Annotated in this window: 16 protein-coding genes; 7 read left to right on the top strand and 9 right to left on the bottom strand. The window is 66.4% G+C overall.

The window, feature by feature from the left end; translation table 11 throughout:
- Window positions 1-16: 16 nt before the first annotated feature.
- Genes ligA through smc form a run of 3 tightly spaced genes read right to left on the bottom strand, consistent with a single transcriptional unit; the run spans window position 17 to window position 6,785 of the window.
- Entirely contained in the window at window positions 17-2,125 is a 2,109-nt protein-coding gene (gene ligA / locus IB257_RS16365; RefSeq protein ID WP_192492579.1) for an NAD-dependent DNA ligase LigA, read from the bottom strand.
- Window positions 2,126-3,205, bottom strand: a complete 1,080-nt coding sequence (locus tag IB257_RS16370) for a cell division protein ZipA C-terminal FtsZ-binding domain-containing protein (protein WP_054450522.1) — start codon at window positions 3,203-3,205, stop codon at window positions 2,126-2,128.
- A 46-nt stretch (window positions 3,206-3,251) separates the two neighbouring features.
- Complete coding sequence (gene smc / locus IB257_RS16375; RefSeq protein WP_054450521.1) at window positions 3,252-6,785, bottom strand: chromosome segregation protein SMC; 3,534 nt, start codon at window positions 6,783-6,785, stop codon at window positions 3,252-3,254.
- Between the two features lie 298 nt (window positions 6,786-7,083).
- Here smc and lplT point away from each other — a divergent pair, with 298 nt between their 5' ends.
- Entirely contained in the window at window positions 7,084-8,397 is a 1,314-nt protein-coding gene (lplT, locus tag IB257_RS16380) for a lysophospholipid transporter LplT (RefSeq protein ID WP_054450519.1), read from the top strand.
- 75 nt (window positions 8,398-8,472) lie between these two features.
- Here lplT and IB257_RS16385 read toward each other — a convergent pair whose 3' ends face one another.
- Both IB257_RS16385 and tsaB read right to left on the bottom strand, forming a co-directional pair.
- Complete coding sequence (locus IB257_RS16385) at window positions 8,473-9,456, bottom strand: uracil-DNA glycosylase (protein WP_175164314.1); 984 nt, start codon at window positions 9,454-9,456, stop codon at window positions 8,473-8,475.
- Window positions 9,453-10,703, bottom strand: a complete 1,251-nt coding sequence (gene tsaB, locus IB257_RS16390) for a tRNA (adenosine(37)-N6)-threonylcarbamoyltransferase complex dimerization subunit type 1 TsaB (RefSeq protein WP_192492580.1) — start codon at window positions 10,701-10,703, stop codon at window positions 9,453-9,455. The genes IB257_RS16385 and tsaB overlap by 4 nt, the downstream gene beginning before the upstream one ends.
- A gap of 142 nt (window positions 10,704-10,845) precedes the next feature.
- Between tsaB and ompR the strand changes: the two genes are divergently transcribed.
- The 4 genes from ompR to IB257_RS16410 all read left to right on the top strand — a co-directional run bounded on the left by ompR (window position 10,846) and on the right by IB257_RS16410 (window position 14,206).
- Window positions 10,846-11,580 carry a two-component system response regulator OmpR gene (ompR, locus tag IB257_RS16395; protein WP_013392162.1) on the top strand — a complete coding sequence of 245 codons (735 nt, stop codon included), beginning with the start codon at window positions 10,846-10,848 and terminating at the stop codon, window positions 11,578-11,580.
- Window positions 11,581-11,614: 34 nt separating this feature from the next.
- Window positions 11,615-13,009: an ATP-binding protein gene (locus IB257_RS16400; protein ID WP_059374934.1), complete on the top strand. Its 1,395-nt coding sequence runs from the start codon at window positions 11,615-11,617 to the stop codon at window positions 13,007-13,009.
- A 55-nt stretch (window positions 13,010-13,064) separates the two neighbouring features.
- Window positions 13,065-13,613 carry a peroxiredoxin gene (locus tag IB257_RS16405; RefSeq protein ID WP_006389231.1) on the top strand — a complete coding sequence of 183 codons (549 nt, stop codon included), beginning with the start codon at window positions 13,065-13,067 and terminating at the stop codon, window positions 13,611-13,613.
- 74 nt (window positions 13,614-13,687) lie between these two features.
- The gene (locus IB257_RS16410; protein ID WP_042796792.1) at window positions 13,688-14,206 is read left to right on the top strand and encodes a carboxymuconolactone decarboxylase family protein; all 519 of its coding nucleotides are present in this window, start codon (window positions 13,688-13,690) and stop codon (window positions 14,204-14,206) included.
- 70 nt (window positions 14,207-14,276) lie between these two features.
- On the opposite strand, the gene IB257_RS16415 is transcribed toward IB257_RS16410, so the two are convergent.
- From IB257_RS16415 to ispD, 3 genes are all read right to left on the bottom strand, one after another.
- Window positions 14,277-16,361, bottom strand: a complete 2,085-nt coding sequence (locus tag IB257_RS16415) for a DUF4344 domain-containing metallopeptidase (RefSeq protein ID WP_192329912.1) — start codon at window positions 16,359-16,361, stop codon at window positions 14,277-14,279.
- Window positions 16,362-16,505: 144 nt separating this feature from the next.
- Window positions 16,506-16,994 carry a 2-C-methyl-D-erythritol 2,4-cyclodiphosphate synthase gene (gene ispF / locus IB257_RS16420; protein WP_054450511.1) on the bottom strand — a complete coding sequence of 163 codons (489 nt, stop codon included), beginning with the start codon at window positions 16,992-16,994 and terminating at the stop codon, window positions 16,506-16,508.
- Window positions 16,991-17,674, bottom strand: coding sequence for a 2-C-methyl-D-erythritol 4-phosphate cytidylyltransferase (ispD, locus tag IB257_RS16425; protein ID WP_054450509.1), 684 nt, complete (start codon window positions 17,672-17,674; stop codon window positions 16,991-16,993). Before ispD ends, ispF begins: the two co-directional genes overlap by 4 nt.
- A 29-nt stretch (window positions 17,675-17,703) precedes the next feature.
- On the opposite strand from ispD, the gene mfd reads away from it, so the two are divergent.
- A complete protein-coding gene (gene mfd, locus IB257_RS16430) occupies window positions 17,704-21,186 on the top strand; it encodes a transcription-repair coupling factor (protein ID WP_192492581.1) in 3,483 nt (1,160 codons plus the stop codon).
- A 22-nt stretch (window positions 21,187-21,208) separates the two neighbouring features.
- Complete coding sequence (gene serB / locus IB257_RS16435) at window positions 21,209-22,066, top strand: phosphoserine phosphatase SerB (RefSeq protein WP_192492582.1); 858 nt, start codon at window positions 21,209-21,211, stop codon at window positions 22,064-22,066.
- An 88-nt stretch (window positions 22,067-22,154) separates the two neighbouring features.
- Here the strand turns inward: serB and IB257_RS16440 are convergent, their stop codons facing one another.
- A complete protein-coding gene (locus tag IB257_RS16440) occupies window positions 22,155-24,437 on the bottom strand; it encodes a TonB-dependent siderophore receptor (protein WP_192492583.1) in 2,283 nt (760 codons plus the stop codon).
- Between the last annotated feature and the right edge of the window lie 26 nt (window positions 24,438-24,463).

Genomic DNA, 24,463 nt, shown 5'->3' on the forward strand with positions numbered 1-24,463 from the left:
GCCTGGGCGGGCGGCCTCAGCCGCCCTGTTCGCCCAGCAAGACTTTCAGGCCGTCCTCATCCAGCACCGCCACGCCCAGTTCCTGGGCCTTGGCGAGCTTGCTGCCGGAATCCTCGCCGGCCACCAGATAGGCCGTCTTCTTGGACACCGAACCGCTGACCTTGCCGCCCGCCGCCTGGATGCGCATCGAGGCTTCTTCGCGCGTCCAATTGGGCAGCGTGCCTGTCAGCACGAAGGTCTTGCCAGCCAGCGTCGTAGCCTGCGGCGCAGCCTCGGCCACGGGATTCACGCCCTGCGACTTCAACTGCTCGATCACGTCGCGATTGTGCTGCTCGGCGAAGAAACGGCGGATCGATGCCGCCACCACCGGCCCCACGTCGGGCACGGAGGACAAGGCGTCTTCATCGGCGTCCATGATGGCGTCGATGCTGCCGAAATGGCGCGCCACGTCGCGCGCCGTGGTCTCGCCTACATGGCGGATGCCCAGCGCGTACAGCAGGCGGTTCAAGCCGGGGGCGCGCGCCTTGTCGATGGCGGCCACCAGGTTGTCGGCGGACTTCTGGCCCATGCGGTCCAGGCCCACCAATTCCAGCGGACGCAGGCTGTACAGGTCGGCCAGGGTCTTGACCCGGCCGCTGTCGACCAGTTGATCCACCAGTTTTTCGCCCAGGCCTTCGATGTCCAGCGCCTTGCGGCTGGCGGCGTGCCACAGCGTCTGCTTGCGCTGCGCGCCGCAGAACAGGCCGCCGGTGCAGCGCGCGATGGTCTCGTCTTCCAGGCGTTCGATGGCCGAGCCGCAGACCGGACAGGCCGTGGGCATGACGAATTCACGGGCGTCATCCGGGCGCTTATCCAGCACCGGGCCCAGCACTTCGGGGATCACGTCGCCCGCGCGGCGCACGATGACGGTGTCGCCGATGCGCACGTCCTTGCGGCGGATCTCGTCTTCATTGTGCAGCGTGGCGTTGGTGACGGTGACGCCGCCCACGAACACGGGCTTCAGGCGCGCGACCGGCGTGATGGCGCCGGTGCGGCCCACCTGCACTTCGATATCGACCAAGGTGGTGGTGGCTTCCTCGGCGGCGAACTTGTGCGCCAGCGCAAAGCGCGGCGCGCGCGCGACGAAACCCAGCACCTTCTGCGCCGGCAGCGAATCCACCTTGTAGACCACGCCATCGATGTCGTAGGGCAGCTCAGGCCGCAGTTTGCCAACCTTGGCGTAGAAGGCCATCAGGCCCTCGGCGCCGCTGGCGCGGTGATTGTGCTTGACGTTGACCGGCAGGCCCAGCGAGGCCAGCCAGTCCAGCATGGCGCCATGGGATTTCTCGGGTAATTGCGAGGCTTCGGCCGCCCCCGCCGAGGCTTCGGCGAACAGCCCTCCCTGGGAGCCCGCCAAGCCCTGGACCTCGCCCCAGCCATAGGCAAAGAAGCGCAGCGGCCGCTTGGCGGTGATGCGCGGATCCAGCTGACGCAGGCTGCCCGCGGCGGCGTTGCGCGGATTGACGAAGACTTTTTCGTCGCGCTTGGCCTGGGCCTGGTTCAGTTTTTCGAAGTCGGCGCGGTTCATCAGGACTTCGCCGCGGACTTCCAGCACCTTGGGGTACGCCCCTTTGAGCTGCAGCGGAATCGCCTTGATCGTGCGGATATTGGAGGTGACGTCTTCGCCTGTCTGGCCGTCGCCGCGGGTCGCGGCCTGCACCAGGCGGCCGTCCTCGTAGCGCAGGCTGATCGCCAGCCCGTCCAGCTTGAGCTCGCAGAAGTAATCGGCTTGCTGCGCCGGCCCCAGCAGACCCGCGCCGCGCAGCGTGTCGGTGACGCGGCGGTCGAAGGCAGTCACGTCTTCTTCGTCGAAGGCGTTGCCCAGCGACAGCATCGGCACTACATGACGCACGCTGCCAAAGGCCGAAACAGGCGCCGCGCCCACGCGTTGCGTCGGCGACTCAGGCGTCACCAGCTCCGGATGCTCGGCCTCCAGCGCCTGCAGTTCGCGCATCAGCCGGTCGTACTCGGCGTCCGAGATCGACGGATCGTCGTAGACGTAGTAGCGGACGTTGTGCTGTTCGATTTCGGCGCGCAAGCGCGCCGCGGCCTGCGCCGCGTTTTCACCGCCAGTCGCGCCGCTCATTTATGCAAACACCCTTAGGGCGCGCTCGCTGCCAGCGGGCAGGCCCGCTTGTTCGAGCTGGCCGAACAGCACCTGCAGACGCTCGTCGATGACCGTTTCCGAACCATCGGCCAGCGGCTTGCCCTGGTCGTCCACCAGGTCCGCGCGCAGGCGAGCGGCCAGGTCGCGGCCCACGTCGACCATGCGGCCGAAAGCGCGCTCGTCCGCCGGGCTGCAAGGCACGTCCAGTAGCAGGTACAGACGTTCGATGCCGCCCATGCCGGCATCGAATGCCGCACCGTCGCCGCGCGCCAGCGTGAAACGGGCTACGCCGTTTTCCGCCAGCCAGGCCAGGCGGCTGCCGTCGGCAACGAAGCCCATGTCGCGCGCCACGGACAGGACCTCGGCGGCGGGCTGGGCGGCGCCCAGCAGCAGGGTCAGGCCGACCTGGGTGTCCAGGGCGGCGCAGGTGTCGTCCAATCGGGCGCCCTGCTCCAGTACGGCCTGCTGGTCCGGACCTTCGATGGTGGCGTCGAAACGCTCGGCCATGTCCTGGGCGCGAGCCCAGGCCTGCGACCATTCGATGGCGGTCAGCGGGCCGCTGCGATTGGCCAGCAGCACGGCCAGCTGCATGGAGGCGTAGGATTCGCCGGCGTGGACGCGCGCGCGGTGGCGGCGCTGATCGGTTTCGGCGAACACGCGCATGGGCTTGCGGCCCACGTGGCGCAGGCTTTGCATGTAGGGCAGCAAATCGGCGCCGCGCACGGCGTCGGCGAAGTTGATCTCGATGACCACCTCGCAAGCGGGATCGGGTTCTTCGGTATCGTCGGCATCGCTGCCGGCATCGACCGGGGCCGGCTGACCGGGCTGGGCACGGGCGCTCTCGCCGCCCATGCCAGGCTCACGGCGCGCCGCCGCTGCGCCCGCGGTTGCAGACGCGCCGGCTGCCGCGCCCGCCCCCAACAGCGGATCCTGCTCGGTGGAGGGGAAATGGGTCTGCATCTTGCGCCGGACGCGCCGGTCCTGCCACCAGTTGAATCCCAGCACCAGCAGTATCAGCAATACGCCCAGGGCTATCAGCCCGATCTGCAAATCACTCATGTATCAATCCCGCGCCGAAACCCCGACGCCCTTCTGAATATTGGGTTTATGCCGCTTCGGAGGCCATCATCTGGACGGCCGAGTCTATGTCTACCGCAACGATACGCGAAACCCCTTGCTCTTGCATGGTTACACCGATCAGTTGCTTGGCCATCTGCATCGCGATCTTGTTGTGCGAGATGAACAGGAACTGGGTCTGCTCGCTCATGTTGGCGACCAGGTTCGCATAGCGTTCGGTGTTGGCGTCGTCCAGCGGCGCGTCCACCTCGTCCAGCAGGCAGAACGGCGCGGGGTTGAGCTTGAACAGCGCGAACACCAGGGCGGTCGCGGTCAGGGCCTTTTCGCCGCCGGACAGCAGGTGGATGGTGCTGTTGCGCTTGCCTGGAGGCTGAGCCATGACCTGCACGCCCGCATCGAGGATTTCCTCGCCCGTCATGGTCAGCTTGGCCTCGCCGCCGCCGAACAGCTTGGGGAACAGCTCGCCGAAGTGGCCGTTGACGACGTTGAAGGTCTCTTGCAGCAGCTCGCGGGTTTCGCGGTCGATCTTGCGGATGGCGTCCTCGAGGGTCTCGATGGCGGTCATCAGGTCCTGATGCTGCGAATCGAGGAAGCCCTTGCGCTCGCGCGAGGTATTCAATTCGTCCAGCGCCGCCAGGTTGACCGAGCCCAGGGCTTCGATCTGGCGTGAAATGCGGCTGACTTCGGACTGCAGCCAGCTGGCACGGCGCCATTCGTCGGGCTGATTGGCCAGATCCTGGGCCAGCGCCTCGCGGTCGACCTCGCGCGCGTTCAGCTGTTCGGTGAACTGCTCTTCAGCCAGGCGCGCGGCCTGTTCCTGCAGCTGCAGTTCCATGATGCGAGCGCGCCGCGGCTCCAGCGTCTGCTCTTGCTGCAGGCGGTCTTCGTCCGCGCCGCGCAGCAGGGCCGCCAGATTTTCCAGTTCCTGGCGGGCGCGCGACAGCGCTTCCTCGCGCTCGGCGCGCGCTTCCAGGGCGTCCTGCAAGCCAGCCTGGGACGCCGAGGCGTCCAGCTCGGCCAGGTCCACCAGCAGCTGTTCCAGCTCGACGCTGCCGCGCTGGCTTTGGTCGGCCGCCAATTGCTGGTTGCGCTGCAGATCGGTGATACGCACCTGGATGCCGCGCTCGGCGAATTCAGCTTCCTGGGCGGCGCGTTCCAGTTCGCGCAGGCCGGCGCGGGCTGCTTCGGCCTGCGCCGCCAGGGTTTCACCGTCGATCTCGGCGTCGGCGAAACGGGATTGGTGTTCGGCCAGCTCTTCGTCCAGCGCCTCGAAGCGGGCTTCCGCCTCTTCGCGGGTGGCGCGCAGGTCTTCTTCCTGGACCTTGATCTCTTCCAGGTCCTGGCGCAGACGCGAGGCGCGCTCGCCGGACTGTTCGGCCTGCTGCTGCAGGCGCGAGTGTTCCAGTTGGATGTCGTGCACCCGGCGCGTGACCTCGGCCACGCGCTGGCGCGCCGGGGCGATGGCCTGAGACACTTGCTGCCAGGCGGCTTCGGCGCGGGCGACCGCGGCGCGCGCCTGGTCGGCGATCAGTTGCTGGGCCTTGATCTCGCGTTGCAGGTTCTCGATTTCCTGCTGGCGCGCCAACAGGCCGGCCTGCTCGGAATCCGGCGCGTAGAAACGCACGCTGTGGGCGTCGACCAGATGGCCGGCCTTGACCACGCAGGCGCCGCCCGCGGGCAGGCTGGCGCGCATGGCCAGCGCCTGGGTCACGTCGGTAGCCGTGTAGATGCCGCCCAGCCACTCATTCAGCAGCGTGCGCAGGTCGGGATCGGTGATGCGCAGCAGGCTGGCGAGCGACGTCAGGCCGGCGGGCGCGGCGGGCGTCGGCGCCGCGGCGGGCAACTGGTAGAAAGCCAGCCGGGCCGGCGGCGCATCTTCGGCGAAGGCGCGGGCCCAATCCAGGTTGCGCACTTCCATGGAAGCCATGCGCTCGCGCAGGGCGGCTTCCAGGGCGGTTTCCCAGCCGGGTTCGATGTGCAGCTTCTGCCACAGGCGCGACAACCCGGCCAGTTCATGCTTGGCCAGCCAGGGTTCCAGCGCCCCCTGCTTCTGCACGTCTTCCTGCAGCTTCACGAGGGCCGACAGGCGGGCTTCCAGGCGCGCCAGGTTCTGCACGTCGGTCTGGGCGGCGGCCTGGGCGCGGCTGCGCTCGGCGTCCGCTTCGGGCACGCGGCCTTCCAGGGTGGCCAGCTCTTCCTGGGCTTCCTCGAGCTGGTCTTCGCCGGCGGCTCGGTCGCCAGCCAGTTGCTCCAGGCGCACCGGATCGGGACTATGCAGTTCGCGCAGTTCCTGTTGCAGGCGCTCGCGGCGCTGGTCCAGGGCCTGCATCTGGCGGTCCGCGTCGCGCTGCGACTGGGCCACCAGGGCAAGATTCTGCTCGACGCGGGCCAGCGCGGCGCGCATCTCGTCGCGCCCCGAGGCGGCTTCGCGCACACGCTGCTCCACGGCCGGCAGCGCGGCCTGGGCGTCCTCGGCCTTGGCGCGCGCCTCTTCGGTGCGGGCGGCGCCGGCGGCCAGGTCTTCCTCGGCCTGGGCGATCTGTTCGGTGCAATGCTCGCGCTGGGCGGTCCACTCGCCGATCTGCTGCTGCAGCTGATCGCGACGCGCCTGCAGGCGGTTGCGGGAATCCACCACGTGACGGATTTCGGCTTCCAGGCGGCTGACCTGCGCATTGGCTTCGTACAGCCCGCCCTGGGCGGTGTGCACGGCGTCGCTGGCGGCGTAGTGGGCCTGGCGGCGGGATTCCAGCGCAGCTTCGCCCGCCCGCAGGCCGGCGATGGCGGCTTCCAGTTCATTCTGGGCCTGGGCCATCTCCTGGGCTTTCTTGGCGCGCTCTTCGCGCGCGCCGGTTTCCTTCAGGAACCACAGCGCATGCTGCTTCTTTTCGCCGTCAGCCTGGAGTTCGCGGTAGCGCGTGGCCACTTCGGCCTGCGCTTCCAGCTTTTCCAGCTGATTATTGAGTTCGCGCAGGATGTCTTCGACGCGGGTCAGGTTTTCGCGCGTGTCGGACAGGCGATTCTCGGTCTCGCGACGCCGTTCCTTGTAGCGCGACACCCCTGCCGCCTCTTCCAGGAACACCCGCAGTTCTTCGGGGCGCGCCTCGATCAGGCGGTTGATCATGCCCTGGCCAATGATGGCGTAGCCGCGAGCACCCAGGCCGGTGCCCAGGAAGATGTCGTGGATGTCGCGGCGGCGGACCTGCTGGTTGTTGACGAAGTAGCTGCTGGTGCCATCGCGGGTCAGCACCCGGCGCACGGCGATTTCCGCGTAGGTGCTCCACTGGCCGGCGGCGCGCCCCTCGCTGTTGTCGAACACCATTTCCACCGAGGCCCGCGCCGCGGGCTTGCGGTTGCCGGAGCCGTTGAAAATGACGTCCTGCATGGACTCGCCGCGCAGTTCCGAGGCCTTGGCCTCGCCCAGCACCCAGCGCACGGCGTCAATGATGTTCGATTTTCCGCAGCCATTGGGACCCACCACGCCCACCAGTTGGCTGGGCACGGGAATCACGGTGGGATCGACGAAGGACTTGAAGCCGGCGAGTTTTAGCTGAGTAAGACGCACAGTACGATGACGACGGGGTGGGTTGAACGAAAGGCGTTAACGGACCTGCCGCACAGATTGCAAACCGGCCCCTGGAGGGCCGGCGCACATATGGGTCGTATGATACCGCAGGCAGTCTGTCCCCAAACGTCAGCAAGGGTCAAGGCGTGTTGTCCCTGAGGCTTGCCGGCGGTCAATCCGCGGGCAAACGCTCAATGGCCGCCGTCTGGGGTCCGGCTATACTCCCTGACACTTTTTTGCACGACACATAAATTTTCACGCGGACTGGCCGGGGCCAGGCCTGAGAACGGGGACATTCTTGAAACGTGGTTTCTATCTGGTCATGGCCGCGCAGGCCTTCTCGTCATTGGCGGACAACGCGCTGTTCATCGCAGCCATCGCCTTGATACAGGAACTGCATGGGCCGGACTGGATGGCGCCCATGATGAAGTGGTCGTTTGCGCTGGCTTATGTCGTGCTGGCCGCCTTTGTCGGGGCACTGGCGGACTCCTTCCCCAAGGGCCGCGTGATGTTCTCCACCAATGCCCTGAAAGTGACCGGCTGCATGCTGATGTTCTCGTATGCCAGCATCGGCGTCGCCCCCGAATACCAGACCTACCTGGTCTGCGCGGCCTACGGCATCGTCGGCATCGGCGCCGCGGCCTACTCTCCCGCCAAGTACGGCATCGTCACGGAAATGCTGCCCCCGGCCATGCTGGTCAAGGGCAACAGCTGGATCGAGGGCCTGACGGTCTTCTCCATCATCCTGGGTACGGTGCTGGGCGGCCTGCTGATCTCGTCCTCGGTTTCCACCGCCCTGCTCAGCCATTCCTTCATCGGCAAGCTGGTCCACACCCCGGCCGAAGCCGCGATCCTGGTCATCGCCTTCGTGTACCTGCTGGCGGCGCTGTGCAACCTGCTGATTCCGCACACCCACGTGCGCTACCCGCCGCAACAAAAGAACCCGGTACGGCTCATCCGCACCTTCTGGGGCTATGTCTGTGTGCTCTGGAAAGACAAGCTGGGCCAGATCTCGCTGGCCGTCACCACCCTGTTCTGGGGCGCGGGCGCCACGCTGCAGTTGATCGTCATCGAATGGGGCCGCAGCCATCTCGGATACCAGCTGGACAAGGCCTCAATGCTGATGGGCGTGGCCGCGCTGGGCACCGTCGTCGGCTCCATCCTGGCCGGCCGCATTCCGCTGCGCCGCGCGCTGGCCGTGTTGCCGGTCGGCGCCGCCATGGGCCTGGTCGTGCTGCTGATGCCGCTGGTCTACTCGCCCTGGAGCGTCTACCTGCTGCTGCTGATCACGGGCGGCCTGGCCGGTTTCTTCGTCGTGCCGATGAACGCGCTGCTGCAGCACCGCGGCCACGTGCTGCTGTCGGCCGGCCACTCCATCGCCGTGCAGAACTTCAACGAACAGCTCAACATCCTGCTGATGGTCGCCATGTACACGCTGCTGCTGTGGCTGCAGCTGCCCATCAACATCATCATCGTGATCTTCGGCACCGTGGTCGCCGTGCTGATGGTGGTCTTCATGCGCTGGAGCAAGCGCAACCTGCAGGCCAACCCGGAACTGCACGACCAGATCGGCCAGGAAGGCCATGGGCGCGCGCTGGACTCCACGCACTAGGCGCGCGATTCCGCTGCCATGGAAAAACCGGGCTGACGCCCGGTTTTTGTTTGCCCAAAGATAGCGGAGCCAGGCTCAGGCCAATTGCGCCACGGCCAGGCGCAGGTCCTGCCAGGCGCGCGCCTTCTCGCTGGGACTGCGCAACAGATAGGCGGGGTGGTAGCTGACGATTACCGGAATCTCCCGCCCTTCGTCCGTCTTCAACTGGTGAACGCGGCCGCGCAGGCTGCCGATCGTGGCGTCCGTGCCCAGCAGCGTCTGAGCCGCGAAACGACCCAGCACCAGGATCCGCTCCGGCTTGAGCAGCGCAATCTGGCGCATCAGGTACGGACTGCAAGCCGCGATTTCCTCAGGCTTGGGATTGCGATTGCCGGGCGGCCGGCACTTGATGACGTTGGTGATGAACACATCGCGCTCGCGGCTCATGGACACCGACGACAGCATGGCGTCCAGCAACTGGCCCGATCGGCCCACGAAGGGCTGCCCCTGCCGGTCCTCTTGCTCGCCAGGCGCCTCGCCCACCACCAGCCAGCGCGTAGGTTGGCCGCCGTGGCCGAACACCGCGTTGCGGCGGCCCTTGCACAAGCCGCAGGCGGAACAGGCCACGACCTGGTCGTGCATTTCTTCCAGTGTGGAATTCCGGATCGCTTCTGCCACAGGCACGGGCGGCGGAGGCGCCGCCTCGGCCTCGGCCTTGGGAGCCGGCGGCGGCGGCGGGCCTTTGCGGTTCAGGATCGACGTCGGTATGCCGGGACGGCCGGGAGCGGGTTCCGCAGGAGCCGCCGCGGCGGCGGGTGATGCCTCGCGCGCCGGGACCGCCGGGACCGCCGCGACCGGAGCGACAGGCTGCGGCGCAAGCGGCGCCTCGGCGACGGGATCCTGGGCCGCAGCCGGCAAAACCGGCTTGGAAACAAGGGCTTGCGCCTCGGCCGCCGGTTTGCCGGGCGCAGGGGCTGGACGCAGCCACAGCCGCTCCATGCCGATCTCGCGCAGCCAGATGCGCTGCAGCGGATTGACCCGGGGCGCGGCCGGCGGCGGCGCTATGTTGGGCTGGCTCATGCCGCCGCTCCATCCGCCGCAAAGCGCTTCTGCATGACCAGGGCATCTTCCCTGCCGCCTTTCTCGGCCGGGTAATAGCCCCGGCGCACGCCAATCTGCAGATACCCGTGCCGTTTGTAGAAGCTGACGGCCGACTCGTTGGACGGGCGCACTTCCAGCAGCACGCCCTCCATGCCGCGCTCACGCGCCTGCTGCTCGCACCAGTCCAGCAGCACGCCGCCCAGGCCCTGGCGGTGCAGCGGCTTGGCGACCGCGATCACCAGCAGGTGCGCCACGTCGGGCGCGAACATGAGCACGCAGAACCCCGCCAGCTTGCCCTCGCGCCTCAGCGCCCAGGCGCCGTAGCCTGCCGCCAGGGCGTCCGCGAAATTGCCACGGGTCCAGGGGAAGGCCTGCACGTGCGCTTCCAACGCCACGACCTCGTCCAGGTCGGCGTCGGTCATCGGTTGAGGCACCGCGGGAACCAGCGAAGGCTGGGCTTTCGGATTGCCGCCCTCGCCCCGCATGCGCTCGGCAGTGGTGAACGCCACCTTGTCGCGCACGTACAGCGGCGCGGCCAACTCGGGCGCCACGGCCTCGCCCCGCAGCCAGCCCTGCCGTCCCAAACGGGCAACGCTGGCCGCTTCCGGACGCCTGGCGTCGGCGCGGCGCCAGGCGCCGGGATATTCCATTTCGGACGCGTAGGCGTCCCAGGCATCGCCGGCCAATACCGGTTCCAGCGGCCGGCCCACGCGCGCCGACCATGCCGGCAGGTGATGGGCGGTCCATGGCACCACTTCAGCCGCCGCGATCAGCAACGGCGCCTGCAGGACTTCCCAAGAGATTTCGCCATCTGAAACGTCCGTCTGGCGGTAGACGGCCAGATAGACCTCATTCATGCGGGCGTCCAGCGCCACCACGATCGCGTCCGCCGGCGTGGCCTCCACCTGTGCGGCGACCGCCTGATGAGAGACAATGGGAAGTACGGGGATGCCCAGGCCGAGGCCCATGCCTTGCGCCACTCCGCAGGCCACCCGCAGGCCGGTAAATCCGCCCGGCCCCTGGCCGAAAGCCACGGCGTGCAAGGCGGCTGGTGCCAGTCCGGACGCCGCCAGCAGTTCGTTGGCCATGGGCAAGAGCCGTTCCGCGTGCTCCTGGGAACCCTCGTGTTCCCTGACGCTGACCTCCAGGCGGCCATCGGCCGCCCGCAACAGGGCCACGCCGCAACGGGACGAAGAAGTTTCCAAAGCCAGCAGGTTTAGTTCCATAGATGCAGATTGTACGAAATACCGCGACTCCGCCCCCGGTTATCAGGGGGATGCGAGGGGGATTTCAACCATGGTTCGCAATGTGTAATATCTTGTGAACGCCCACTAGCCGCTGGTTCTTGCCACTGTTACATTTCCGGCCATGAATACGCAAAACACCACCCCCACCCGAAAAATCCTCGTCGTCGACGACGATCCGCGCTTGCGCGATTTGCTGCGTCGGTACTTATCCGAGCAGGGATTCAACGTTTTCGTTGCCGAAGACGCCAAAGAGATGGGCAAACTCTGGCAACGCGAGCATTTCGACCTGCTCGTGCTGGATCTGATGCTGCCTGGAGAAGATGGCCTGTCCATCTGTCGCCGGCTGCGCGGTGGTCACGACAATACCCCCATCATCATGCTGACGGCCAAGGCGGAAGAAATCGACCGCATCGTCGGCCTGGAAATGGGCGCGGACGACTACCTGTCCAAGCCGTTCAACCCCCGGGAACTGCTGGCGCGTATCAACGCGATCCTGCGCCGCCGCGGCACCGAGGAACATCCCGGCGCCCCCAGCCAGGAAAACGAGTCCATCGCCTTCGGCCCCTACACGCTGAACCTGTCCACCCGCACGCTCACGCGCAACGGCGAACAGGTGCCCATCACCACCGGCGAATTCTCGGTGCTGAAGGTGTTCGCACGCCACCCCAAGATCCCGCTGTCGCGCGACAAGCTCATGGAACTGGCGCGCGGCCGCGAATACGAAGCCTTCGATCGCAGCCTGGACGTGCAGATCTCGCGCCTGCGCAAGCTGATCGAACCGAATCCGTCCAAGCCCGTATTCATCCAGACCGTCTGGGGTCTCGGATACGTGTTTGTGCCGGACGGTGGTAGCTGACCGACTCGCCCGCCCCGGGCAGGAGCGCAGCCTCGTGCCCCGCTTGCGCAGAACCTTCAGGAACCTGACATCACGTTTGCGGCTCGGCTTGTTCGGCCGCACGTTCCTGTTGCTCGCCGCGCTGATGCTCGTCAGCCTGGGCGCGTGGCTACAAGTATTCTTCAGCATGGAGCTGGGACCGCGCGCCAATCAAATGGCGCAGCGGGTGATCACGGCCGTCAATATCACGCGCACCGCGCTGATCTACTCGCATAACGACGAGCGCAGCAAGCTGCTGCTGGATCTGGCCACCAACGAAGGCATCCAGGTCTATCCGCGCGAAGTCACCGACTTCGCCGAAGCCCTCCCGGACGACGATTACTGGCAACGCGTTGCCCAGCACATCCGCACGCGCTTCGGCCCGGAAACGCAGATTGCCTGGGGCGTCAACCAGGTGCCCGGCTTCTGGGTCAGCTTCCAGATAGAAAAAGACCTGTATTGGCTGGTGTTCGAGCGCGAGCAGATCGGCCTGACGGGCGGGATCGAATGGCTGGGCTGGGGCGCCACGGCGCTATTGCTGTCGCTGGTGGGCGCCGCAGTCAGCGTGGGCTTCGTCAACCGGCCGCTGTCGCGGCTGGCCCGGGCCGCCCAGGTGCTGTCGCGGGGCGAAACCCCCGCCGCCCTGCCCGAGCAGGGACCACTGGAAATCCGCGACCTGAACGCCTCGTTCAACCGCATGGCCAAGGACCTCAGACAGGCGGAGGCCGACCGCGAGCTGATGCTGGCGGGTATCTCGCACGACCTGCGCACGCCGCTTGCGCGCATGCGGCTGGAGATCGAGTTGAGCGGCGTATCCGAGGACGCCCGCCAGGCCATCGACGAAGACCTGGGCCAGATCGACCACAGTATCGGCCAGTTGATGGAGTACGCGCGTCCCGCCGGCACGTTGCCGCAACTGGCCACGGACATCTCCGCGGTGCTGGCCGAGCTCTACGAACGCGAACGCAGCCATACCGCATCCCTGGGCGGGGAGCTGGACGCCACGCTGGAGCCGGGCCTGCGCGCCCGCATCACGGCGCTCGACCTCAAGCGCATCGTCAGCAACCTGATCGAGAACGCCCGCCGCTACGGCCGTTCGGCCGATGGCATGGCGCATCTCGTCATGACACTGCAAGCTGAAGGCTCCATGATCGTGATCGAGGTGTCCGACCGCGGTCCCGGCATCGCGCCGGAAGACGTCGACCGCCTGTTGCGGCCGTTCTCGCGCGGCGAAGCCGCGCGCACTGGCGTCAGCGGCGCGGGGCTGGGCCTGGCCATCGTCGAACGCCTGCTCAAGCATGTCGGCGGCTCGTTGCGCATGCTGCCGCGCGAGGGCGGCGGCCTGACCGCAAGGATAGAGTTGCCCAAAGCAAAGTTTAGGAATTATCAATTAGACAACGAAAATCCATAGCGTAGAATTAAGGTTTGAGGCGCAGCCTTAATTCCACCAACAACTGGGAGTAAACATGAAAACTGTTGGCGACAAACTCGAACCCTTCAAGGTCACCGGCGTCAAGCCCGGCTTCAACCAGCACGAAGAAAACGGCGTGTCGGCGTTTGAAGACATCACCGAAAGCTCGTTCCCCGGCAAGTGGAAGGTCATCTACTTCTACCCGAAAGACTTCACGTTTGTTTGCCCGACCGAAATCGTCGGCTTCAACAAGCTGGCCAAGGATTTCGAAGACCGCGACGCCGTCCTGCTGGGCGGCTCGAGCGACAACGAATTCGTTAAGCTGGCATGGCGCCGTGAGCACCCGGACCTCAACAAGCTGGGTCACTACCAGTTCGGCGACACCACCGGCGCTCTGATCGACCAGCTGGGCGTGCGTGAAAAGGGCGCTGGCGTTGCCCTGCGCGCCACCTTCATCGTTGATCCGGACAACACGATCCAGCACGTTTCGGTGAACAACCTGAACGTCGGCCGTAACCCGGAAGAAGTTCTGCGTCTGCTCGACGGTCTGCAAACCGACGAGCTGTGCCCGTGCAACCGTACGGTTGGCGGCGCGACGCTGTAATTTCCAGCCCGGCCCGGGACCCGACTGCGGGTCCTGCGCTGGGCTTTAACTGCTCTAGATTATAGGTAAAAGCTATGGAATTTCTTACGACCATTAAGGAACAACTGCCGGATTGGGCCAAGGATATCCGCCTGAATCTGGACGCCGTGATCGCCCGCTCGACGCTGGCTCCTGAAGATGCCGTCGGCGCCGCGCTGTCCGCTGCCTACGCCGCGCGCAGCCCGGTGCTGGTCGAAGCCTTCAAGAGCGGCCTGTCCGAAGGCGACGCCAACGCCGCGCTGACGGCCTCGGCCCTCATGGGCATGAACAACACCTGGTATCCGTACGTCGAAATGACTGGCGACGCCCAATTGAAGAGCCTGCCGGCCCAGTTGCGCATGAACGCCTACGCCACCCACGGCGGCGTGGAAAAGAAGCGCTTCGAGCTGTTCGCCCTGGTGGCCTCCATCATCGGCAAGTGCCACTTCTGCGTGGCCTCGCACTACGAAAACCTGAAGAATGACGGCCTGTCGACCGAGCAGCTGCGCGATGCCGGCCGCATCGCCGCCGTGGTCAACGCTGCCGCCCTGGCGCTGGCTGCCCAAGGCAAGTAAGCCTCCGTCCGGCAAAAAAAAGCCCGCCTGCGTAACCGCAGGCGGGCTTTTTATTTACGTCGCCGACCGTTTATTTCTTCGGCATGCTCGACGTGGTGGGCAGGCCGTTCGCGACCCACGCCTCGACGCCGCCGCGGTACCAGTACACGGTCCAGCCCAGCGTGCCGGCGCGCAGCGCCGCGTTGTAGGCGGAACGATCGTTCATGCCGGCGCCCAGGACCACGACGGGCGCCTTGCGATCGCCACCGTTGTTCTTCAACAGCCAGGCGTCGAAGCCTTGCTGCAGGTGATCCGTAACGCTGCCGTCCGAACCCGCATCGGTCAGCGGATAGCCGATAGGCACCGTGTCGCGCAGCCCGCTGGTATCGACGATCAGGAGATTCTTGTCTTTCTTGATCATCCCGACCAGGTCGGCGGTCGTGATCACCTGGGCCCGGTAGATCTTATTGGGCGTCGGCCCCTTGTACGGCGCGGTGAACAGCATGGTCGTGGCCGGCACGCCAAAGTCCTTCAGCTCGTCGATGGCGCTGGCGGGCAGGCCCTGCCCCGGCTGCGCCGGCTGCTGCCGCGGCGCAGCCGAGCCCGGAGCCGCCCCTGCCTGAGCGACCTCGCCGCCCACGGTGCCCATCTCGATGTCGGAAATCATCACCGCGATGTTTTCGATCAGCTCATAGCACATGGTGATCGAGCCTTCGCGCGGGCTGTACCAGGCATTGAGCTGGCCGCAGTCCTTGAACACCACGTTGACCGGGCGCGGCAGCACGTAGCGTTCGCCCAGCAGCTTGATGTTGTTCGAGATCGCTTCGGACAGATTGTTCGCAAACAAGTTGCCGATCTTGCGCTTGGACGGCTGGAACACCACCTTCACCGGCGCGCCGGGCGCATTCGCCGGCTGCTGGCCTTCGGGCGTCCAGGTGCCCACGCGCGTGTGAGGCGCCAGGATCTTGTTCCAGGCGCGGTTCTGCTTGTTGAATTCATCCGCGCAACGCGCCCGGGTCCGGTCCTCCAGCCCGACGTGTTTGGCAATGGACTCGAACACGGCGGGGTTGCCGCCGTACATGATGCAGAGCATGTTGCGAAAACGCTTCAGGTCGCCAGTGTGCTCGTCTTGCCAGGCCGAGGAGGCGTCGGCCCCCCTGCGCTCGGCCACCTTGCCGCTGTAGTACCACTGCAAGGCCGCGTACTTTGCCGCGTCCTGCGCCATGGTGTTCACTTCCTTGTTGTCCGACGGATACATGGTCGGCTCGACGATCTGCAGCGCCGAATAGATGTCGACCGCGTCCTCTTCCGCCCCCGTCGAGGGCAGCTCCAGCTCGCCGATCAGGGCGTGCCCGAACTCGTGCATGAAGATGCTGCGCATGATGCCGATGTACACCGACACAATGCGCATGGTGTCGCCGCCAAAGCGCGGATAGGGGCCTTCCCCCGGCAAGGCAGGGTTGTAGTCACCGCCACCCTGTCCAGCGGCCGGAGCCTGCGCCTGGGGCTTTTGCGCCGTGCCCCCGCCTGCGTTGCCGCCGCGCGCGGGCAAGGTGCCGGCCGCCGGCGCCGCGGCGGATTGGCCGCCGGTCATCGTGATCTTGAAATCGGCAACGCCGAAGGTGCCTACGTCGTAGGCCATGATGCCCAGCTCGGCGCCCGTGGCGGGCTCATTGCTGACATCGCCGATCTGCTGGCCGTTGACGATGAAACGGGCCGCGCCGGGCAGCTCGACCACTCTGATGCGGTCGGTACCGTCCAGCTTCGCTACGTTGGGCAGCGCAGCGATGTCGCGGCGATCCTTCCCCTGCAGACAGAACAGCAGCGTATTCTTGTCGGCCGTGAGTTCGAGCAGGCACAGGCTCTTGTTGGCGCGGTTGCTCAGCGCCACGCCGATGGACGCTTTCGGATTCGGCGACTTGACGACCACATTGACGTCGGTCACCCGGCCCGATTCCGGCGCCGGCCCGACATTCATGTACAGCGTCTGTTCGCTGTCGGCCTTGTTCGCGTTGTGCAGGGTGAACCATCCATCCTGCACGCCGGCGGTCCAGCCCTCAAGCATCTGCTGCTTGACCGCGCCGGCCAGCGGGCCGAGCTGCTGCTCGTACTGCGCATGCGCGGGCAGGCTTACCGCGCTGAAGATGGAAGCCAGGGCGATGCCACGTAAATGCATCCGAATGTCTCAGTAGTCGAAATGAAGTAGCGCAGAATATGCCAGATCAATCCGACCCGCTTATTCATTTGTTAAAGATGTATCAAAACCAAATGAATTGCGGAGAATATGCGAAAGCCCCTTGCCCGCGGGCCCCGCGGCGGGCTAGGAAATCCGCCCCAATAGCGCCACCACCGTCGCCGCGATGCCTTCCTTGCGGCCCAGGTACCCCAGGCCTTCGTTGGTCTTGGCCTTGATGTTGACCTCGGTCTCGGCCAGCCCGGTATCCGCGGCGATGTTCTTCACCATGGCCGGCGCGTGCGGACCGATCTTGGGCGCCTGCGCGTGCAGCGTGGCATCGATGTTCACCGGCGTCCAGCCCGCGGCGCGCACGCGCGCCATGGCCTCGCGCAGCAGCACGCGGCTGTCGGCGCCCTTGAAGGCCGGGTCGGTATCCGGAAAGTGGCGGCCGATGTCGCCCAGGCCGGCGGCGCCCAGCAGCGCGTCGGTAATGGCGTGCAGCAGCACGTCCGCGTCCGAATGCCCCAGCAAGCCATGCGTGTGGGGAATCGTGACGCCGCCGATGATCAGCGGGCGGCCCTCGACCAGCGCGTGCACGTCGAAACCCTGGCCGACGCGAAAAGGAATACTCATAGCCATTTTTCCATCAGTTCAAAATCGTCCGGCCACGTCACCTTGAAATTGCGCATGGCGCCGGGCACCAGCAGCGGCGCATAGCCAGCCGCCTCGATGGCCGAGGCCTCGTCGGTGACGGCCGCGCCGCTCACCGAGGCCGCCGTCAGCGCATCGCGCAGCACGCCGGCCCGGAACATCTGCGGGGTCTGCGCCAGCCACAGGCCATTGCGGTCCAGCGTGCGCTCCACACGCTCGTGGCCGGCCTTGACGGTGTCGGCCACGGGCAGCGCCAACAGGCCGCCCACGGGATCCGCCAGGCAGGCGTCGATCAGGCGGCCCAGCGCCGTTGCCGGCAGCCCGGGGCGCGCGGCGTCATGCACCAGCACCCAGGTATCGTCGGCCACGCCGCTGTCGGCCAGCGCGCCCGCCACGGTATCCGCGCGGGTCGCGCCGCCGCAGGCGCGCCACACCGTGCGCGGCAGGCCGGCCAGCGCGGCATCGACCCAGCCGTCTCCAGGCGTCACGGCCACCCGCACCTGCGAGATGCGTTCATCGGCCAGCAGCGCGCATACCGCATGGCGCAGCATGGGCTGTCCGGACAGCGGACGGTACTGCTTGGGCACGGTTTCATGCCCGGGCCGGCTGGCGCGGGCCCCTACGCCCGCAGCGGGCACGATTGCAATGAGGGAGGCAGACATGGTGCGGTGATTTTATAATCTTCCGCTTGATGCCTGCTCCCAGCCTGATGCCAGCCCCCTCTGCCCCCGCCACCTTCGCGCCTCCCGTCCCCGCTACGGCCCCCACCCTGTCCGCGCTGAAGGCCGGCGCGCGCTATGCGCAGCCGCGCCCCCCAGGGTCCGGCGACGCCTGGCTGCTGGCGGACCTGGCGCGGCAGGCCTCGGCGCCGCTGGTCATCCTGACCGCCGAGCCGGTCGAGGCCCAGCGCCTGGCCGAGGAAATCCAGCTGTTCGCACCGGACCTGCGTGTGCGCCAGCTGCCCGACTGGGAAACGCTGCCCTACGACGCCTTCTCGCCGCACCAGGACCTGATTTCGGAACGCCTGCACACGCTGCACTCGCTGATGACCAAGTCGGTGGACGTGCTGACGGTGCCGGTCACCACGGCGTTGTACCGGCTGGCGCCGCCCTCTTTCCTGGCGGCCTACACCTTTTCCTTCAAGCAGAAGGACAAGCTCAACGAAGCCGCGCTGCGCGCCCAGCTGACCCTGGCCAACTACAACCACGTCACCCAGGTAACGGCGCCCGGCGAATTCTGCCTGCGCGGCGGCCTGATCGACCTGTTCCCGATGGGCTCGGTGGTGCCCTACCGCCTGGACCTGTTCGACGACGAGATCGAGACCATCCGCAGCTTCGACGTGGACACGCAACGCAGCCTGTACCCGGTGCGTGAAGTGCAGCTGCTGCCCGGCCGCGAATTCCCTATGGACGAAGACGCGCGCAACCGCTTCCGGGCGCGCTTCCGTGAAGTCTTCGAGGGCGACCCCTCGCGCGCGCTGCCCTACAAGGACATCGGCAACGGCATTCCGTTCGCTGGCGTCGAGTACTACCTGCCGCTCTTCTTCGAGGAAACGGCGACGCTATTCGACTACCTGACGGAAGGCACGGTCACCGTCACCGTGGGCGACATCGACGACGCCATCCAGCGCTTCAACCAGGACACCTCCAGCCGCTACGGCTTCCTAAAGAGCGACCGCGAACGGCCGGTGCTGCCGCCCTCCGAACTGTTCCTGGACAACGAGACGCTCTACGCACGGCTGAAGGATTTCCGCCGGCTGTCGCTGACTGCCGGCCAGCCGCATCCGGACTTCCGGGCGGCGCCCGACGTGAGCGTGGCGCGGCGTTCTGAAGATCCCATCGCCAAGCTGCGCGCGCTGGTGCAGGCCGGCCAGACGCGCGTGCTGCTGTGCGCCGACTCCGCCGGCCGGCGCGAGACCCTGGTGCAGATGCTCAACGAGTTCGGCGTCACGCCTGACGCGCAGCCCGACACCATCGAAGCCTTCCTCGCTTCAGACGCCCATTTCGGCATCGTCGCCGCACCGCTGTCCACGGGCTTCGGGCTGCCCCAGGCCAATCTGGCCTTCCTCACCGAAAACGACCTGTACCCGGGCCTGGCCACCACCGGCCGCCGCGGCAAGCGCGACCAGGAACGCGCCAGCAACGTCGAAGCCATGGTGCGCGACCTGTCCGAGCTGCGCGCGGGCGACCCAGTGGTCCATGCGCAGCATGGCATCGGCCGCTACCACGGCCTGGTCAACATGGACATGGGCGAAGGCGGGATGGAGTTCCTCCATCTGGAATACGCCAACGGCAGCACGCTTTACGTGCCGGTGTCGCAGCTGCACGTGATCGCCCGCTACAGCGGCGCCGATCCGGAGGCCGCGCCGTTGCATCAATTGGGCTCCGGCCAATGGGACAAGGCGCGCCGCAAGGCCGCCCGGCAGGTCCGCGACACTGCCGCCGAACTGCTGGCCCTGTACGCCCAGCGCGCCGCACGCGAAGGCTACGCCTTCAACCTGCCGCTCAACGACTACCAGGCTTTCGCCGAGGGCTTCGGCTTCGAGGAAACGGCCGACCAGGCCGCCGCCATCGAAGCCGTCATCGCTGACATGACCTCCGGCCGCCCCATGGACCGTCTGGTCTGCGGCGACGTGGGCTTCGGCAAGACCGAGGTCGCGCTGCGCGCCGCCTTCCTGGCCGTGGCCAATGGCAAGCAGGTCGCCCTGCTCTGCCCCACCACGCTGCTGGCCGAACAGCATGCACAGACCTTCTCCGACCGCTTCGCCGACTGGCCTGTGAAGGTCGTGGAGCTGTCGCGCTTCCGTTCGGCCAAGGAAGTCTCCGCCGCCATCGAAGGCATCAACGACGGCCGCGTGGACATCGTCATCGGCACCCACAAGATCCTGTCCAAGGACGTGAAGTTCAAGCGCCTTGGCCTGGTCATCATCGACGAAGAGCACCGCTTCGGCGTGCGCCAGAAGGAAGCTTTGAAGGCGCTGCGCGCCGAGGTCGACGTGCTGACGCTGACCGCCACGCCCATTCCGCGCACGCTGGGCATGTCGCTGGAAGGCATACGCGACTTCTCCGTCATCGCCACCGCGCCGCAAAAGCGCCTGGCCATCAAGACCTTCGTGCGGCGCGAGGACGGCAGCACCCTGCGCGAAGCGCTCTTGCGCGAACTCAAGCGCGGCGGCCAGTGCTACTTCCTGCACAACGAAGTCGAGACCATCCACAACCGCCGCGCCCGCCTGGAAGAACTGGTGCCCGAAGCCCGCATCGCCGTGGCCCACGGCCAGATGCCCGAGCGCGAGCTGGAACAGGTGATGAAGGGCTTCTACCAGCAGCGTTACAACGTGCTGTTGTGCACCACCATCATCGAAACCGGCATCGACGTGCCCAGCGCCAACACCATCGTGATCCACCGGGCCGACCGCTTCGGGCTGGCCCAGTTGCACCAGCTGCGCGGCCGCGTCGGGCGCTCGCATCACCAGGCCTATGCCTACCTGCTGACGCCCGGCGAAGACGCCATCACCAACAACGCCAAGAAGCGCCTGGAAGCCATCCAGGCCATGGAAGAGCTGGGCTCGGGCTTCTACCTGGCCATGCACGATCTGGAGATCCGCGGCACGGGCGAAGTACTGGGCGATTCGCAGTCCGGCAACATCCAGGAAGTGGGTTTCTCGATGTACAACGAGATGCTCAACGAAGCGGTGCGCGCGCTGCGCGCCGGTGAAGAGCCCGACCTGGACGCGCCCTTCAACCTGGCCTGCGAAGTCAATCTGCACGCCCCGGCGCTGCTGCCGTCCGACTATTGCGCCGACGTCCATGCCCGCCTGGGCATCTACAAGCGCCTGGCGCACGCTGCGGACGAAGACGATCTGATCCACATCCAGGAAGAACTGATCGACCGTTTCGGCAAGCTGCCCGAGGCCGCGCAGACGCTGCTCGCCACGCACCGCCTGCGCCTGGCCGCCCAGCCCCTGGGCATCGTCAAGATCGACGCCAGCGAAACCCAGGTGCTGCTGCAGTTCGGCCCCAAGACCTCGGTCGATCCCGGCAAGATCATCGAACTGGTGCAACGCCAGCGCCACATCAAACTGGCGGGACAGGATAAATTGCGGGTTGAGATCAAGGCCGCGCAGATTCCTGCCCGCGCCGATGCCGTGCGCGCCGTGCTGCGCGCCTTGAAGTAACCGTCAAACCACACTGATTTCTATGACTACCCATCACCTTGTCGTCCAATCCCCCGGCCTGACCGTGGAACATGCTGAACAGTTGGCGGCCCTGGCCCAGGCGCAAGGCGTCGCGCGCATCAGCGCCACTGCCGCCCGCCTGCTCGACGTGCAGCACGACGACTCGACCCGCGCCGACGTCGTGGGCTGGGCAGAACGCCATGGCGTCGACACCGCCTTCCTGCCCGCAGGCCTGAAGCTGTCCGGGTGCAAGGTGCTGGCCATGGACATGGACTCCACGCTGATCAACATCGAGTGCATCGACGAGATCGCCGGCGTGGCGGGCCTGAAGGACAAGGTCTCCGAAATCACCGAGGCCGCGATGCGCGGCGAGATCAAGGACTTTTCCGAAAGCCTGCGCCGCCGCGTCGCCCTGCTCGAAGGCGTGCCGGCCGATGCGCTGGAACAGGTCTATGCGGACAAGCTGCGTCTGAACCCCGGCGCCGAACGCCTGATCACCACGGCCCAGGCGGCCGGCATCAAGGTGCTGCTGGTCTCTGGCGGTTTCACTTTCTTCACCGAACGCCTGCGCCAGCGCCTGAACCTCGACAGCGCGCACGCCAACACCCTGGAAATCGCCAATGGCGTGCTGACCGGCAAGGTCTTGGGCGACATCCTCGATGCCGACGCCAAGGAAGCCCACCTGCGCGAGTTCGCCCGCCAGCACGGCGCCTACCAGGAGCAGATCATCGCCATGGGCGACGGCGCCAATGATCTGAAGATGCTGGGCATCGCCGGCTTCCCCGTCGCGTACCACGCCAAGCCGCTGGTGCGTCAGCAGACGCGTTATGCGCTGAATGTGTCGGGGCTGGACGGGGTGCTGAACTGGTTCGAGACCTGATCGCGCCACGCCCGGCGCCTGTGCCCGCAGCCGGCGGCCAAGCATGAAAAAAGCCACCTCGCGGTGGCTTTTTCATTGCAGCGGCGTATCAGTACCGCACGCGCAGCGAAAGCAGCGCAGCCCGGCCAGTACCCAGCGCCGCATAGTGCGCCGCATAGGCCTTGGTGTAGTACGTTTCGTCGAAAATGTTCAGCACGTTCAACTGCGCCGACATGTGGTCGTTGAATTCATACGCGGCCATGGCGTCGAAGCGCCAGTAGGAAGGCACCCAGCGCGCCTTGGGCGAGCCGTCGGCGTTCTTGGTCGCGTCCGAATTGCCGTACACCTTGTCCACGTAGTAGGCGCCGCCGCCGACCGTCAGCTTGGGCAACACCTTGTAGGTGGTCCACAGGCTGAAGGCATTGCGCGGGGTATTGGGCAGGTCCTGGCCCACGGCGCCGCTGTTGTAGGCGCCCTTGGTCATTTCGCTGTCCATGAAGGTGTAGCCGCCGAACACGTTCCACTTGGGCGTGATGCTGCCCGAGAAGCCCAGTTCGATGCCGCGCACCTTGGCTTCGCCGATCTGCGCGCTCTCGGTCGTCGAAACGGCGACGCTGGTGTTCTTGCGGATATCCTGGAAGGCCGCCGCCGACAACGTCAGGCGGTCGTCGAATACCTGCCACTTCGTGCCCAGTTCCACCGTGCGGCTCTTTTCTGGCTCGAGCGACTGGTTCGTGACCGTCACCGCATCGCTGATTGCGCCGCCCGCAATGGCAGATGGCGTGGAAGAGGTGCCGTAGGTGACGTAAACGGTCCCGTTAGGCGCCGGCTTGTAGGCCACGCCGACCTGGTAGTTGAAGAGATTGTCCTCGCGGCTGGTGCTGTAGAACGCAGGTACGCTGGTCGGCTCGTTGCGGCCCCTGGCGATGTTGCTGCCGCTGGTGCGGTAGTTGTCCCAGCGCAAGCCCAGGCTGGCCTGCCATTGTTCGTTGAACTTGATCGTGTCGAAGCCGTAGAGCGCGACCGTATCCGTGTTGTAGCGAGCGGGATTGTTGTTGCGCTGCAGATGGCCAGGATAGTTGGTACCCGGGTCCGGATCCCACAGGGAAGCGCACAAGGCAGGATTGGCGTAAATCGGCAGCTTGGTCTTCGCGTCGGTGCCGGTCACGCAGCCGCTGGTGCCGGCGGGAACGCCCGACTCGGTGTAGCCGTCCTTGTCTTGCTTGATATTGCTGTACTCGAAGCCCAGGTCGAACGAGTGCTTCAGGCTGCCGGTATCGAACTCGCCCGTCAGGTTGGTCTGGTTGGCGAAGCTCTTGGTGACGTAATAGCCCGACTTGAGCGCCCGGTACACCAGGCCATTCGGAATGTTGCCCTTGCTGTCGTCGGGGTTGGTCGCAGCAAAGTCGGTCGTGCCGCGGCCGTAGCGTGTCACGTTGCGCAGCTGCAGCTTGTCGGAGAAGTCGTGCTGGAAGTCCACCGTGGCAACGTCGTCGCGGGTCTTCATGAAATCGCGGCCCTTCAGGCCATAGAAGCTCTTGCGGCTCACGCCCATGGTCTCCGTCACCGGCTGACCCGTTTTCGGGTCATACGGGATGGAGTAATCCGGCATGCTGTCGTCTTGGTAGTGGTAGTAGCTCAGCGTGATGCGGGTCGGCGTGCCCACGCCCAAGGTCAGCGAGGGCGCCACGCCCCAGCGCTCGAAGTCCACCGCGTCGTCGCGACCCGGCGCATCGCCCTTGTTGCCCATGACGTTCAAGCGGAACGCGGCCTTGTCGGCCAGGCGCCAGTTGCTGTCGATCGTCGCGCGGTAGTTGTTGTCCGTGCCGATCTGCGCCGTGGCTTCCGTGAAGTCGGTGGCCTTGGGCGTCTTGCTGACCATGTTGATGCTGCCGCCCGCGCCGCCCCGGCCCGAGTAGACCGAGTCCGGCCCCTTGATGACTTCGACCTGTTCCAGGTTGAAGGTGTCACGCACCTGCGTGCTGGAATCGCGGATGCCGTCCAGGAAGATGCTGCCGGCGGAGTTCTGGCCACGGATGATGGGCAGGTCGCCGCCCGGGCGGCCGCCTTCGCCTGCGCCAAACGTGATGCCGGGGGAGTTGCGCAGGACGTCCTGCAGCGTGGACGCGGCCTGGTCCTGGATCACCTGCTTCGGCACGACCTGCACCGTGCGCGGGGTGTCCAGCAGAGGCGCCGTGAACTTCGGCGACTGCGCCGTGGAGGTCTGGTACGACGACCCCTCACCCTCCACGCGCACGGGCGCAAGTTGCGTCACGCCCGAATCCGCGGATTGGGCGGCGGCGTACGGGCTGATGAACAACGCGGGGGCCGCTATCGCGGCGGCCAGGGAGGTAGTGAGCGTATTCAGCGAATACGTATCTTGGGGCTTCAAACCAGCTTCTCCGAATGTAAATAGCA

Source organism: Achromobacter sp. ACM03, assembly GCF_014851665.1.
In the GTDB taxonomy this organism is placed as follows: domain Bacteria; phylum Pseudomonadota; class Gammaproteobacteria; order Burkholderiales; family Burkholderiaceae_B; genus Achromobacter; species Achromobacter aegrifaciens.